General features: G+C 68.9%; 11 protein-coding genes and 1 pseudogene. 9 read left to right on the forward strand and 3 right to left on the reverse strand.

All coding sequences use genetic code 11. The annotated features are described in order from the left end of the window. Positions 1 to 554: 554 nt before the first annotated feature. Positions 555 to 962: pseudogene (locus HLH25_RS16045) on the reverse strand (cytidine deaminase); the annotation flags it as partial. A 114-nt stretch (positions 963 to 1,076) separates the two neighbouring features. On the opposite strand from HLH25_RS16045, the gene lysA reads away from it, so the two are divergent. Further along, positions 1,077 to 2,435, forward strand: coding sequence for a diaminopimelate decarboxylase (gene lysA / locus HLH25_RS16050; protein ID WP_182975073.1), 1,359 nt, complete (start codon positions 1,077 to 1,079; stop codon positions 2,433 to 2,435). A gap of 7 nt (positions 2,436 to 2,442) precedes the next feature. After that, the gene (locus HLH25_RS16055; RefSeq protein ID WP_182975031.1) at positions 2,443 to 5,265 is read left to right on the forward strand and encodes a DUF4175 domain-containing protein; all 2,823 of its coding nucleotides are present in this window, start codon (positions 2,443 to 2,445) and stop codon (positions 5,263 to 5,265) included. A 252-nt stretch (positions 5,266 to 5,517) separates the two neighbouring features. On the opposite strand, the gene HLH25_RS16060 is transcribed toward HLH25_RS16055, so the two are convergent. After that, positions 5,518 to 5,682, reverse strand: coding sequence for a hypothetical protein (locus tag HLH25_RS16060; protein ID WP_182975082.1), 165 nt, complete (start codon positions 5,680 to 5,682; stop codon positions 5,518 to 5,520). Then, positions 5,679 to 7,109: an argininosuccinate lyase gene (gene argH / locus HLH25_RS16065; RefSeq protein WP_182975032.1), complete on the reverse strand. Its 1,431-nt coding sequence runs from the start codon at positions 7,107 to 7,109 to the stop codon at positions 5,679 to 5,681. Before argH ends, HLH25_RS16060 begins: the two co-directional genes overlap by 4 nt. 3 nt (positions 7,110 to 7,112) lie before the next feature. Between argH and HLH25_RS16070 the strand changes: the two genes are divergently transcribed. From HLH25_RS16070 to HLH25_RS16100, 7 genes are all read left to right on the forward strand, one after another. Then, the gene (locus tag HLH25_RS16070) at positions 7,113 to 7,703 is read left to right on the forward strand and encodes a TlpA family protein disulfide reductase (RefSeq protein ID WP_182975033.1); all 591 of its coding nucleotides are present in this window, start codon (positions 7,113 to 7,115) and stop codon (positions 7,701 to 7,703) included. 100 nt (positions 7,704 to 7,803) lie between these two features. Then, positions 7,804 to 8,580 carry an N-formylglutamate amidohydrolase gene (locus HLH25_RS16075; protein WP_182975034.1) on the forward strand — a complete coding sequence of 259 codons (777 nt, stop codon included), beginning with the start codon at positions 7,804 to 7,806 and terminating at the stop codon, positions 8,578 to 8,580. 8 nt (positions 8,581 to 8,588) lie between these two features. Beyond that, on the forward strand, positions 8,589 to 9,497 hold the full coding sequence (locus HLH25_RS16080) for a shikimate dehydrogenase (protein WP_182975074.1): 909 nt from the start codon (positions 8,589 to 8,591) through the stop codon (positions 9,495 to 9,497). Positions 9,498 to 9,499: 2 nt separating this feature from the next. Further along, a complete protein-coding gene (gene coaE, locus HLH25_RS16085; RefSeq protein WP_182975075.1) occupies positions 9,500 to 10,174 on the forward strand; it encodes a dephospho-CoA kinase in 675 nt (224 codons plus the stop codon). Next, positions 10,171 to 10,851 carry a DNA polymerase III subunit epsilon gene (gene dnaQ / locus HLH25_RS16090; RefSeq protein ID WP_182975035.1) on the forward strand — a complete coding sequence of 227 codons (681 nt, stop codon included), beginning with the start codon at positions 10,171 to 10,173 and terminating at the stop codon, positions 10,849 to 10,851. The genes coaE and dnaQ overlap by 4 nt, the downstream gene beginning before the upstream one ends. Positions 10,852 to 10,961: 110 nt before the next feature. Beyond that, positions 10,962 to 13,283 (forward strand): adenylate/guanylate cyclase domain-containing protein, encoded by a 2,322-nt coding sequence (locus HLH25_RS16095; protein WP_182975036.1) that lies wholly within the window; start codon positions 10,962 to 10,964, stop codon positions 13,281 to 13,283. Next, entirely contained in the window at positions 13,280 to 14,182 is a 903-nt protein-coding gene (locus HLH25_RS16100) for an MlaE family ABC transporter permease (RefSeq protein ID WP_375288990.1), read from the forward strand. Before HLH25_RS16095 ends, HLH25_RS16100 begins: the two co-directional genes overlap by 4 nt. The last annotated feature ends 3 nt before the right edge of the window (positions 14,183 to 14,185 follow it).

Here is a 14,185-nt window from a genome sequence, read left to right on the forward strand (position 1 = left end):
GCTATCTGCTGACGCTGGGGCTTGCGTCCGTCCCCGCCGTGCCGTTGTGCATGCTTGTTATCAACGGGACCGTCGGCACCTTCGGCGACTTTGCCCTGTTCTATGCCGATGCGATGGGGCTGGGATTCATTCTGGCCGCTATTCGCTATGGGATATGGGGGCAGCGGTCTGCGACACGGGATGGTGTTTCCGCCGAGCTTGCGCCGGCGCGGGTGCCTGGCGCGGGTGGCGTGTCGTGCTGCGATTTCCTTGGACGCCATGCCCCGGATCTGGCGGGGGCGAGGCTGCTCGCGCTCGCGGCGGAGGATCATTATCTGCGGATTCATACCGACAGGGGGCAGGCGCTGGCGCTGCTGCGTCTGCGCGATGCGATCGACAGTCTGGGCGCCGAGGCGGGGCTACAGGTGCATCGTTCGTACTGGGTGCGATGCATGCGGCGCCCCGGGCCGCGCGCCGGGGGCAGTCCTGGCAACTGGAATTGCCCTCGGGGCTCAGTATTCCCGTCAGCAAGGCGCGTGTTGCGGCTTGCCGGGCGGTCGGCTGGTTGTAAAGCCTCAGGCTGTCGCCAGATCTTCGGGGCCGAAGGCGTCGGGCAGCAGTTCGGCCAGGGTGCGGACCAGCAGTACGTCGCCGGATGGGTTGACCATGCGGATTCTCAGGTCCGGCGCGCCGAATTCGCGGATTTTCTGGCGGCAGCCGCCGCAGGGTGCGCAGGCGCGGTCGCCGCCGCCGCAGATGACGATATCCGTGATGCGCCGGCCGCCGGCGGCCGCCATGGCCGAGATCGCCCCGCCTTCGGCGCAGATGCCCTCGGGGTAGGCGGCGTTTTCGGTATTGCAGCCGACGAACAGGCGGCCGTCGGCGTCATGCAGGGCGGCGCCGACCAGGAAGCGGGAATAGGGGGCGTAGGCGTTGGTGCGGACGGCGATCGCGGCGTCGATCAGCGTGTCGTCGGACATTGTAGCCTCCCTGGTTTGTTCAAGCTGGTGAACCCTCTATCGGATCGTATGGCGAAAGAACAGCGTGTGGGAGTTGTGGCGCTTGGAACCTGGGCGCCGTGCCGGTATTCTCGATCCATGCTGGATCGCCCCTCTTCGCCTGCCGCGCAGGACCCGACCGTTGCCGACCTGCTGGCCGCGCGCCCGCATCTGTCGATGCATGCTCTTGACGGCCTGACGCTGGAGGACGTGCCGCTGAATGCGATCGCGGATGCGGTCGGTACGCCCACATGGGTCATGGGGGCGGGGACGCTGCGGGCGCGCTATCGCCTGCTGGACGGCGCGATGCGCGGGGCGGGGCTGGCGCCGTCGATCCATTTCGCGGTGAAGGCGAACGATCATCTGGCCGTGCTGCGCGTTCTGGCGGCGGAAGGGGCCGGGGCCGATGTGGTCAGCGGTGGCGAACTGCGCCGTGCCCGTGCGGCGGGGGTGCCGGCGGGGCGGATCGTGTTTTCGGGCGTGGGCAAGACGCGCGAGGAAATGGCGCTGGCGCTCGCCGAGGGCATTGGGCACATCGCGGTCGAGAGTGCCGAGGAACTGGAGATTCTCTCCGCCGTCGCCGGGTCGTCCGGCCGGGTGGCGCCGATTACGCTGCGGGTGAATCCGGACGTGGATGCCGGTACGCATGAGAAGATCACCACCGGGCTTTCGACCAACAAATTCGGCATTGCCTATGCCCGTGCGGCCGCGCTGTACGAGCGCGCGGCTTCGTTGCCGGGGCTGAAGCCGCTGGGGTTCTCGGTGCATATCGGCAGCCAGATTGGCGCCATGGCACCCTATCGGGCCGCGTTTGCCCGGGTGGCGGATCTGGTGCGCGCGGTGCGGGCGCGGGGGCTGTCGGTGAGTCTGGTGGATTGTGGCGGGGGGCTCGGCATCACCTATCGCGATGAGGTCGAGGGCGCGCCGGAGGCTCTGGCCGGGGCGATCCGGGCGGAACTGGGCGATCTGGATGTGCGGCTGGCGATCGAGCCGGGGCGCTGGCTGGCGGGGCCGGCCGGGTTACTGCTGTCGCGGGTGATCCTGCGCAAGGTCGGTGAGGATGGGTTGCCGTCCTTCCTGATCCTGGATGCGGCGATGAACGATTTGATGCGGCCCAGCCTTTATGAGGCCTGGCATGGGATTCTGCCGGTTTCGGCGCGCGATGCGACGCGGCCGGCGGAGGCGGTGAATGTGGTCGGGCCGGTCTGCGAGAGCGCGGATTCCTTTGCTGATGGGCGGGTTCTGCCGCGTCTGGACGAGGGGGCGCGGGTGGCGCTGCTGGATACTGGTGCTTATGGGGCCGTCATGAGTTCCACTTATAACGGCCGGCCGCTGGCAGCCCAGGTGCTGGTGGATGGCGGGCGCTGGTCGGTGATCCGTGCGCGCCAGCCTGTTGAGAGCCTGTGGGCGGCGGACCGGATTCCCGACTGGGTGATGCCCGTGCCGGAAGGCGGCTGAGCCCGGCATGGCGGGCGGGTCCACATCCCTGGGGAATGACGGGGCGCCGGCGCCATCCGTCGTGCCGTTCGCGGTGCGTCTGGCGGCGGCGCGGCATCGGGCGCGGCTGGTCTTGTGGATCGAAGTGCTGCGGCCTGTCGTGCTGCCGGTGCTGGGGGTGTTGGCCGCCTATATGATCGCGGGCCTGCTGGGGATGCCGCAGGCGTTGTCCGACCTGTTGCGCGGGGTGATCCTGGCCTTGCTGGCCGGGGCCTGCGTGGGGTGGATCGTCTGGCGGGGGCGGCGGGTCGTGGCGCCGACGCCGGACGATATTGACCGGCGGATTGAGCGGGCGTCGGGGCTGGCGCATCGGCCATTGCAGACGTTGGGCGATCGTCCTGCGACGGACGGTACGGAACAGGCGGGATTGTGGGCCGCGCATCTGTGGCGCACGGGCCATGCGATCGGCCGGTTGCGGGCCGGGTGGCCGCGGCTGTGGGCTGGCGCGCAGGACCCCTGGCGTCTGGGGATCGTCTTGCCGGTGGCCCTGCTGGCGGCGCTGGGCTGGGCCGGGCCTGAGGTGCCGGGGCGGCTGGCGGCGGCGTTCTGGCCGGGGCTGGACGATCCGGGGGCGGCGCGGCCGCATATTCAGGCCTGGATTACGCTGCCGGCCTATGCGCCCGGCGCGCCGGTGTTTCTGGACGAGCGGACGGGGCAGGCGACGGTGCCTCAGGGTTCGGTCCTGAGTGTCAGCGTGACGGATCTGCATGGCCGGCCGAGCGTGCGTGTTGCACCGCTGGGGGCGGGGCCTGCGGTGGCGGACGAGCGGTTCCGCGCGCTGGGGCCGGGAAGCTGGTCGGCGGAAATCAAACTGCTGGGCAGTGCGACGCTGGCGCTGCGCGGGCGCGGGCGGACCTTCAGCGACTGGACCGTGACGGTTTTGCCCGACGCGGCGCCGACCGTGGCATGGGGTACGCGGCCGGGGAGCACGGCTGGCGAGTGGCGCACCCGGCTGCCTTATGCCGCCAAGCAGGCCTATGGCATCGCGTCGCTGCATGCCGAGTTGCGGCTGGCGCAGCAGGGCAAGGGGAATGCGGCCGGACGGGTGCTGAGCGTGCCGATTCCGCTGGATGGCCAGCCGCGCGATGCGTCCGGCGTGACCACGCCTGATCTTTCGGCCGATCCCTGGGCGGGCGAAGAGGTCGTGGGGCGGTTGGTGGCGACCAGCACCAGCGGGCAGCAGGGCACGAGCCCCGAGGCGCGATTCCGTCTTGGCGCGCGCAAGTTCACCAGTCCGGTGGCCAAGGCCGTGCTGGATATCAGGCGCCGGCTGGCGCTGGGGCGTGAAGGGGCGGCCGAGGGCGCTGCCGATCTGGCGGCGCTGGGGGAGATGCCTGATCCGTTTCAGGCCGATGCGGGGATGCTGCTGAATCTTGCTGCTGCGGCGGCTCTTCTGGAGAGCACCGATGTGGCGCATCAGGCGGCGCTGGATCAGGTGGTGGCGCGGCTGTGGTATCTGGCGCTGGAGATCGAGGACGTGCGGCATGGCGGGCAGGCCGGTGCCCAGGCGGCGCTGGATGTTCGCGCGGCGCAGGATGCCGTGACCGCGCAGTTGAACCGCATGCGGGCATTGGGAGCGCAGGGTCAGTCACCCGCCGAACAGAGCGAATTGCAGCGGCGGATGGAGGCGTTGCGTCAGGCGATTTCCCGCCGGATGCAGGCGCTGGCCCAGCAGGCGTTGCAGTCGCATACCGCGATCCCCGATCTGCCGGGGATGACCCAGGATGGGGACCGCGCGTTGTCGAAGATGATGCAGCAGATGCAGGATGCGGCGAAGAACGGTCGGTCCGCCGAAGCGATGCAGATGATGCAGCGCATGGAAGACATGCTGGAACATATGCGCACGGCCTCGCCGCAGGATATGGCGAACCTGGCGGCGCAGATGATGGCGCGCCAGCAGGCCGCCGAGCAGCAGGCGGCGCTGCGGGACCTGATTGCCCGCCAGTCCGGCCTGCTGGATCACAGCCAGGCGCGGCTCGATCGCGTGCAGCGCGCGCGGGACAAGGCCGAGGCGGCGCGGCGGGCGAAGCAGGAGGAAGAGGCGGATTCGGATGGGGATCTGACCACGATGCCGGCGGCCGAACTGATGCGCCGCCTTGGCCTGCGGCCGTTGCCCGGCATGCAGGACGAGCAGTCCGGCCCGCAGGGCGGGCCGCCGCCGGGGAGTGCTTCGGCCGATGGGGCGAAAGGGGCGCCGTCGTCCGGGCCGGGCCAGCAGGGCGCGGATATGCCGGGCGACGAGGCCGCGCGAGGGAGTGACCGGGCCATGCAGCGCGCGCTGGGGCGGGCGTTGGGTGAGTTGGGGCGTGAATTCAAGGGCCTGACGGGGAAGGACGCGCCGTCCGGTTTTACCGACGCGGGGCAGTCGATCAAGAACGCGCGCACCGCGCTGGCCGGCGGCGATGACGCGGCGGCGGCGGCGGCGCAGCGCAAGGCCCTGGCCGACCTCCAGAAGGGCGACCAGCAGATGCATCAGGCGATGAAGGGATCGGGCGGCGGCGGCATGACCAGTTTCCTGCCGGGCTTCTCGAACAGTTCCGGCGGCGGCAAGCCGGGCGACGGCGAGGATTCCAGCGAGAGCGCGCAGGAAGACGAAAAGGGGGACCGCGATCCGCTGGGCCGGCGGACTGGCGAGGGCAAGGAGGGAATTGATGCCGATACCCATGTGCCCGATGCGATGTCGCGCGAGCGTGCCCGCGAGATCGAGCAGGAATTGCGTCGCCGGGATTCCGACCGCACCCGTCCGCGCGACGAACTGGATTATCTGGATCGCCTGCTGAAGCCGTTCTGAAAGCTGCCAGCGTCATGGCGGACATCGAAGCGGAGCGGCCGAAAGGCCGTGAACGCCAGACCGTTTCCCGGTGGGCGTGAGACTCGGAATTTGTGGGGGGAAACGTGGGCTGGTGAGCGAGAGCGGCCCGCAGGGCCGCGGCCGGTGTGTGTGTTTCCGAGCACCGGAGCGGAGCGGCCTTGACGGCCGTGAGCACCGGAGCACAGGAAACGCGCATCGGATCGCCACCAGCGCGCGTTTCCCCCGACAAATTTAGTCGGGCATGGGGTAGGTGCGGGGATACGTCATATGCGAGGTTGGGCCGGGGGCGGAGGGGGAGCCTTTCTTGCCGCAGGCCGCGAGGCCCGTCAGCAGAAGGGCGAGGCCCAGCGCGGTGCCCAACGCGGTGCCCAGGGGGCGCATCAGGCGCCGGGTCATGGTGTATCGCCCAGGGCGGCCAGCCAGCGTTCGGCCTGCGCGCGGACATTGGCGGGGGCGGTGCCGCCCTCGCTGGTGCGGGAGGCGAGCGAGGCTTCGACGGTGAGGACCGAGAAGATGTCCTGCGTGATGCCGGGCTCTTCGGCCTGCATGTCGGCCAGGGACAGGTCGGCGAGGTCCACGTTGCGGCTCTCCGCCAGCGCGACCAGACGGCCGGTGACGTGGTGGGCGGTGCGGAAGGGAAGCTTGAGCACCCGCACCAGCCAGTCCGCGAGGTCGGTGGCGGTGGAGAAGCCGGAGCCCGCATAGGCGCGCATGCGCTCGGTATTGGGCTTGAGGTCGCGGATCATGCCGTCGCAGGCCGCCAGAGACAGGGCGGCGGCGTCGGTGGCGGCGAAGACCGGTTCCTTGTCCTCCTGCATGTCCTTGGCGTAGGCCAGCGGCAGGCCCTTCATGACCGTCAGCAGCCCGACCAGCGCACCGCCGATGCGGCCGATCTTGGCACGCACCAGTTCCGCCGCGTCGGGGTTGCGCTTCTGCGGCATGATCGACGAGCCGGTGGTGAAGGCGTCGGACAGGCGGATGAAGGCGAAGGGGGCCGAGCACCAGATCACGATTTCCTCGGACAGGCGCGACAGGTGCATGGCCATGATCGACAGGGCCGAGAGATATTCCAGCGCGAAATCGCGGTCGGACACGGCGTCGAGCGAATTGGCGGTCGGGCGGTCGAAGCCCAGGGCGCTGGCCGTCATCCGCCGGTCGATCGGGAAGGAGGTGCCGGCCAGGGCCGCCGAGCCGAGCGGGCATTCGTTCAGGCGGCGGCGGGTGTCGGCCAGGCGGCCGCGATCGCGGGCCAGCATTTCCACATAGGCCATCAGGTGATGGCCGAAGGTAACGGGCTGGGCGGTTTGCAGGTGGGTGAAGCCCGGCATGGGGTCGGCCGCGTGTTCGCGCGCGCGGCGGGCGAGGGCGCGCATCAGGGATGCGATCTGGCCGTCCAGCCCGTCGATGGCGTCGCGCACCCAGAGGCGGAAATCGGTCGCGACCTGATCGTTGCGCGAGCGCGCGGTGTGCAGGCGCTTGCCGGCCTCGCCGATCCGGTCGGACAGGCGGGCCTCGATATTCATGTGGATGTCTTCCAGCCGGGGGCTGAAATCGAACCGGCCGGCTTCGATCTCCTCGCCGATGCCGGTCAGGCCGCGTCGGATCTCGGCTTCGTCTTCGGCGCTGATGATGCCGGTTTTCGCCAGCATGGCGGCGTGGGCCAGCGAGCCCGCGATATCCTGCCGCCACAGGGCCTTGTCGAAGCCGATCGAGGCGTTGATGTCCTGCATGATGGCCGAGGGGCCACCCGCGAACCGACCGCCCCACTGGACATTCGCCCGTGCGGAGTCATTGTCGGTCGCATGTTCTTCGTTCACAGACATGCCATGCCCCAGATCCTGTCGAAAACCGTCGGTCGGCGAGCGTTGCTCGCAGATGGCGGCACCCTACTGGCCGCGTGGGCCGGGTGCAATTCCATCCTTGCGCCGCCGGCGCGGGCGGAAGGGCCGGTGCCGGTAGACCTGCCGGCGCATCGCACGGCCGCGCCGCGCGCGCTGCCGGACCTGAGCTTTGTGGATGACGCGGGGGCGACGCGGCATCTGGCCGACTGGCGTGGGCGGATCGTGGTGCTGAATCTGTGGGCGACCTGGTGCCAGCCCTGTGTGGCGGAGATGCCGGCGCTGGCCGCGCTGGCGCGGCAGGTGGCGCCGGCGGGGGATATCGCGGTGCTGCCGGTTTCGATCGACCATGGAGGGGTGGACCTGGTGCGGCGATTCTATCGCACCCATGGCATTGCCGGCCTGCCGGTGCTGTGCGACCCGCACATGCAGATCCCGACCGCGCTGCGCGAGGATGGAGTGCCGGTGACGCTGGTGATCGACCGGGCGGGGCGCGAGGTGGCGCGGGTCGTCGGCCCGGTGCGCTGGGACCCGGCATCGACGCCGGAGCGGGTGCGGGGGCTGGCGGCCGGCGGTTGAGGGGCTGCGGTATGAGGCTGTGGTGCGGGCTGTGGCTTTCGTGCCGGCGGGGGGCGCGGTAGAACCGGCCGGAATCGGCATATCAGGTAAGGATGACAGAATGCGACAGGATGGACCGCTGCTGGGCGCGGACGATCCGCAGCCGGTGCGGGTGCATGGCCGGGGGAGCCTGTCGCCATTCGTTCTGGTCAGCGACCATGCGGGGCGGGCGGTGCCGGCCCGGCTGGGCGATCTGGGCGTGTCGGCGCCGGACTGGGAACGGCATATCGCCTGGGATATCGGCATGGCCGGCATGGGGCGGCTGCTGGCCGAACGGCTGGAGACGATTCTGGTCGAGCAGGTCTATTCGCGGCTGGTGATCGACTGCAATCGCGCGCCGGGGCACCCGACCTCGATCGTGCGGGCCAGTGACGGGACCGTGGTGCCGCGCAATGCGGCGCTGGATGCGGCGGCGGAGACGGAGCGGGTGGAGCGGATTTTCCAGCCCTATCACGACCGGATTACCGAGGAACTGGATGCGCGCCTGACGCGGGGGCAGCCGACGGTGCTGGTGTCGCTGCATAGTTTCACGCCCGAGATGGATAACGTGGCGCGCCCGTGGCATGCGGGCATCCTGCATAATCATGGCCCGCGTTTCGGGCTGATCCTGAAGGATCTGCTGGAGCGGGAACCGGGCCTGCTGGTGGGGGACAATGAGCCCTATGCGTTGACCGATACCAGCGATTTCACGGTGCCGTTCCATGGCGAGAGGCGCGACCTGCCGCATGTGGAACTGGAGATAAGGCAGGACCTGGTCGCCGATGCGGCGGGGCAGCGCGAATGGGCGGACCGGCTGGCGCGGCTGCTGCCGCTGGCCTGGGCGCGCTACACGGCATGAAGGCGGAAATGGACGACGTGGTGGCGCATCCTTCCTTGGCGCGGGTGGCGCCCGGCCGGCTGACGATTCGCGGGACGACCGCGCTGGCCGGGGTGATCGGGTGGCCGGTGGCGCATTCGCGCTCGCCGCTGCTGCATAATTTCTGGCTGGCCCGGTATGGGATCGACGGTGCCTATGTGCCGCTGCCGGTGGCGCCCGGCGCGTTCGACGTGGCGGTGCATGGCCTGCGCGCCGCGGGGTTCCGGGGGGCGAACGTGACCATTCCGCACAAGGAGGCGGCGTTTGCGATTGCCGACCGGCTGCATCGCTCCGCCGTGCGCTCCGGGTCGGTCAATACGCTGGTCTTCGGGCAGGATGGGACGATCGAGGCGCATTCGACCGATGGCGACGGGTTCGTCGCCAGCCTGGAGGCGAAGGGCGTGGATGTGACGCGGGGGCCGGTGCTGCTGCTGGGCGCCGGAGGCGCCGCGCGGGCGGTTGCCGCCAGCCTGCTGGATCGCGGGGTCGCGGTTTCGGTGGCCAATCGCACGGCCGCTCGGTCTGTCGCATTGGCCGAGGCGCTGTCGGCGGACGGGCAGGTGCCGGTTTCGGTGATCGACTGGGCGGACTGGACGGACCGTCTGCCGGGGCATGCGCTGCTGGTGAATACCACGTCGCTGGGCATGCATGGCGGGCCGGACGACGTGTTTACGCCCGACCTGTCGCGGGCGCCCGATGACATGGTGGTGTCGGACATCGTGTATGTGCCGCGCATGACGCCGCTGCTGACCGCCGCCGTGGCGCGGGGGCTGCGGGTGGTGGACGGCACGGGGATGCTGCTGCATCAGGCGCGGCTGGGGTTCAAATGCTGGTTCGGGGTCGATCCGGAGGTCGATGCCGATATCCAGGCGCTGTTCGACGCCGACCTCGCGCGGTGACGATGCGCATTCTCGGCCTGACCGGCGGGATCGGCATGGGCAAGTCGACGGTGGCGCGGATGCTGCGGCGCGCCGGCTTTCCGGTGTTCGATGCCGATGCGGCGGTCCATGCGTTGCAGGCGCCCGGTGGCCGGGCGCTGCCGGCGATCGGGCGGCTGGTGCCGGATGCGGTGCGGGACGGGGTGCTGGATCGCGCGGTGCTGCGGCGCGCGGCCATTGCCGATGGGGCGGTGATGAAGGGGCTGGAGCGCATTCTGCACCCCATGGTGCGGCAGGAGCGAGACCGGTTTCTGGCGCGGGCGCGGCGGGCTGGGCATTCCTGGGCGGTACTGGATATTCCCCTGCTGTTCGAGACGGGGGGGGACCGGTTGTGCGACCGGGTCGCGGTGGTGTCGGCGCCGCCGGATGTGCAGATCCATCGCGTGGCCAGGAGGCGGGGCATGGCGCCCGGCGAGGTGGCGGCGGTGATCGCGCGCCAGATGCCCGACCGCGAGAAGCGGCGGCGGGCGGATGATGTGATCTGTACCGGGTTGTCGCGGAATGATACCGTGCGCCGGGTGCGGCGACTGGTCGCGCGGATGCGCGCGGATGCCGAAATGCGGATGCGCGCGGATGCCGGAACGCGGTTGTGCGTGGATGCTGGAACGCGGTTGTGCGCGGAAGGGAAGACGCCATGAAGCGAACGATTCTGTTCGATACGGAGACGACTGGCCTGGACCCGAAGAAGGGGGACCGGGTTATCGAAATCGCCGCGCTGGAACTGATCGACGATCTGCCGACCGGGCAGAATTTCCATGTGCTGATCCATCCCGAGCGCGATATTCCCGAGGAGGCGACGAAAGTTCACGGCTTCAAGCTGGCGGATCTGGAGGGCAAGCCCCGGTTTCATGAAATCGCGGATGCGTTTCTGGCGTTTATCGGGCCGGACGAGATGATCGCCCATAATGCGCGCTTCGATTTCGGCTTCCTGAACGCGGAACTGGAGCGTGCCGGCCGGCCGGTGCTGTCGCTGGACCGGATGGTCGATACGCTGGATATCGCGCGCGAACGCTATCCGGGCCTGCCGAACAGCCTGGATGCCCTGTGCCGGCGTTTTGAGATCGATCTCTCGGCCCGCACCACCCATAATGCGCTGCTCGACTGCCGGCTGCTGGCCGAGGTCTATCTGGAACTGATGGGGGGGCGCCAGCGCGGACTGGGCCTGATGATGGAAGACGGGGCCGGCGGGCCGGCGGCGCACAGCTACGCGCGGGTCACGAACCGCACGCCGCGCCCGATCGTGCCGACGCCCGAGGAACTGGCGGCGCACAGCCGCTTTCTGGAGAAGGTCAAGGAGCCGATCTGGTCTCTGTAACGGGGCGGGGGGGCTGGTAGGCATCTCGCGGGTTGGTTTTTGTGGCGCGTGTATCCTATCGTAACAGGCAGCCGTCGTGCGCTCCGGGCCAACAGATCGGGAAGAGATCATTGAACGCTGACGAGATCGTGGACCCCGCCGATGCCCGTTCCGATCAGGTCAGGCGTTTTCTGCTGCATGTCGGTGTGCCCATTTTCGGCGTCGTGCTGGTGGTGGCCGTCATCGCCGGAATCGGGCTGCATTCCTATCGCTCGATCCGCTCGGGCGCGCTGGCGCTGACCCACGACCTGCTGGTCAGCGAGCAGAACTACATCGCGCAGGAAGTCGGCGATTACCTTGGCCCGGCCACGGCGGGAACGGTGATTGCGCGCGATATGCTGGAGCATGGCTCGCAGGCCGCCATCATCAAGATCTTCAATTCCTACGGCGGCAGCATGCTGCGGCATGTGCCGCAGGTTCATTCCTTCTATCTGGCCGATTCCGACGGGCATTTCGACCTGATCGAACGCGACCCGAAGGGCAAGGGGCTGGAGACGACGCAACTGACCGGCGAGGGGGCCGGGGCGCAGTTCGTCCATCAGTTTCGCGACGAGAAGGGCAACTTGCTGCGGACGGAGAGCAATCCGACCGGCAATTTTGACCCACGGACCCGCGAGTGGTTCAGGGGGACGGCGGAGTCCGGCAAGCTTTACTGGTCGGCGCCCTATCTGATCAGCCAGACCGGCCAGATGATCATCACGGCCTCGATCGTCTATCAGGGGCTGGATGGCAAGACATTCGTCTTCGCCGTCAATCTGTCGATGAACGAGCTGACGAATTTTCTGGATTCCCTCAAGATCGGCAAGAACGGCCATGCGCTGATCGTCGATCAGGACGGGCATCTTCTGGCCGGACGGCACATGCTGGATGTGGCGAAGAAAGCCAACTGGGACCCGTCGAAGATGGTGCTGGACCCCCAGACCTATCCGGCGCTGGCGCAGGCGTTCGACGTGTATCGCGTGCTGGGATACGGGCCGCATGCGATTCGCAGCGGCAAGCGTAATTTCGTGACCATGGCGGCCCCGCTGCCCTCGACGGCGAAGAAATGGGTGCTGATCCTGGTTGCGCCGGAAAGCGATTTCGCCAATTTCGCGATGGTGGACGGCCGGCAGAACCTGCTGTTCTCGCTGATGATCGTGGCGCTTGCCGCGCTGCTGGGGGGGCTGCTGTTCCGCCAGGGGCGGCGGACCGACCGGGTGGCGGCGGAACTGGCGGGCCTGCGTGCGGTTTCGGGGCGCGAGAGCCAGGCATTGCGGGCGGTGGCCGGCTATCCGGCGCTGTTCGACCCGACCGACGAGGCGCTGATCCTGACGCGCAGCCTGGCGGAGATGACGCTGGCGCGGCGGGCCTCGGTCTGGCGGCTGATGCATGACGGCGCCACGTTGCTGTGCGTCGATTCCTACGATGCGCGGCACGATGCCCATTCGGGCGGTTTCGAACTGTCGCGCACCGACCTCCAGGCTTTTTTCGACCTGGTGACGCATGGCGATGCGATTACGGTGCCCGATGCGGGGGCGGACGAGCGGACGGTCAGTTTCCATCGGCTGTTCATGCGGACCTTCGGCAGCCGCAGCCTGTTCCTGGCGCCCATTCTGGGGGCGTCGGGGCCGATCGGCATGATCACGCTGGAGGATGCGCCGCGTGCCGGGCTGGTGTCGCATTTCGTCGCCATGATCGGCGGGGTGGTGTCGGCGCGTTTTTCCGCCCAGCATTACAGCGCCGTTGCCGCCGCCGCCGAGGAACTGGCCGCGCCGCCGGCGGAGGAGGCCGAACATTCGCTGGGCGACGGTTTCCTGATTCCGCCGGGCAGCACGCAGGCTGACGGGCATGGGGGGCCGGTGGAAGGGCTGTTCCCGGCCGTGGCGGTCATGGTCATTACCTTTGCCGATATCATTACGTCCTCGCGGGACGATCCGGCGCGGATCATCGCGCTGGTGGAGGCGCTGGCGCTTCAGCTCCAGACCGTGGCGCGGGACCATGGGCTGTATTCCATCAAGATGCTGGGCCATCGGCTGGTCTGCGTGGCCGGGTGTACGCACACGCCCGATCCGGCGGCCGCCGAGCGGATGGCGAACGCGGCGCTGGTGATGCGCGAGGCGTCGCTCTCGATCCTGTCGCGCGCCGACCTGGACCCGGTCTTTCGCATGGGGATCGATGTCGGGCCGGTGTTCGGCGGGTTGCTCGGTGACGACCCGAAAGTGTTCAACCTGTGGGGCGATGCCATCGGCATGGCCGAGATGATGGCCCAGGGGGCGCCGGATGTCGGCACCATCCAGGTGTCGGATGAGGTGTATCAGCTTCTGCGCGGGCGGTTCCTGTTCCGTGAACGCGGGCGCTTCTTCGTGCCGCATGCGGGAATGACGCGCACCTATGTTCTGGCGGGGCGCCGGTGACGGGCGGGACGGTTGCACCGGGGCCGCCCGACCTGTCGGAAGACGGGTCGCCGGAGGGGCTGCCTGAGGGGCTGCCGGACGGGCCGTCGGGCTGGCTGAAGGCGCGGCTGGCGCGTATCAGGCCCGCCCTGGCCTGGATCGGGCGGCTGACGCGCCATCAGGTCCGGTTCGTGCTGGTGCTGATCGGGTCGGCGTGGGGGGTGGTGCGCGAGAGCATGCGCCCCAATTCCTGGCGGCGGACGGTGCGGGAGGAATTCCGCCTGTGCCTGCGCCAGGTGGTGGGCGGCGGGTTTCTGAGCACCATCGTGACCGCCACGCTGGCGGGGCTGATGGTGGTGTCGCAGGCGGTCTACTGGCTTGGTTTTGCCGGCATGGCGCAGATGACGGGCTCGATCCTGGTGTCGGTGCTGGTGCGCGAGATCTCGCCGGTGCTGGTGGGGATCATCCTGCTGGGGCGCAGCGGCATGCTGGTGCTGACGGAAATCGGCATGCTGACGCTGGGGGGGCAGATCCGCGCCCTCCAGGCGCAGGGCATGGACCCGTTCCTGCTGCTGGTGCTGCCGCGCACCTGCGCGTTCATGGTCGGCGGCTTTACGCTGGGCATCCTGTTCGCCACCAATGCGCTGCTGATGGGCTTCATCATCACCCATGCCTCGGGCGTGATCACGACATCGGTGTGGACGTTCTTCGCCAATGTGCTGGCCGCGATGTCGTCGTGGGATTTTCTGGTCATTCCGCTGAAATTCATTCTGGTCGGGTTCTTCGTGGGCCTGGGGGCCTGCATGACCGGCCTGCTGGTGGATGCCGACGATACGATCGCGACCCTGATGCCGCGCGGGTTCGCGCGCGGCATCATGACGGTGATGGTCGTCAATATCCTGTTCATCCTGGGGGGCTGAGCG

Source organism: Gluconacetobacter dulcium (genome assembly GCF_014174165.1).
GTDB lineage: Bacteria > Pseudomonadota > Alphaproteobacteria > Acetobacterales > Acetobacteraceae > Gluconacetobacter > Gluconacetobacter dulcium.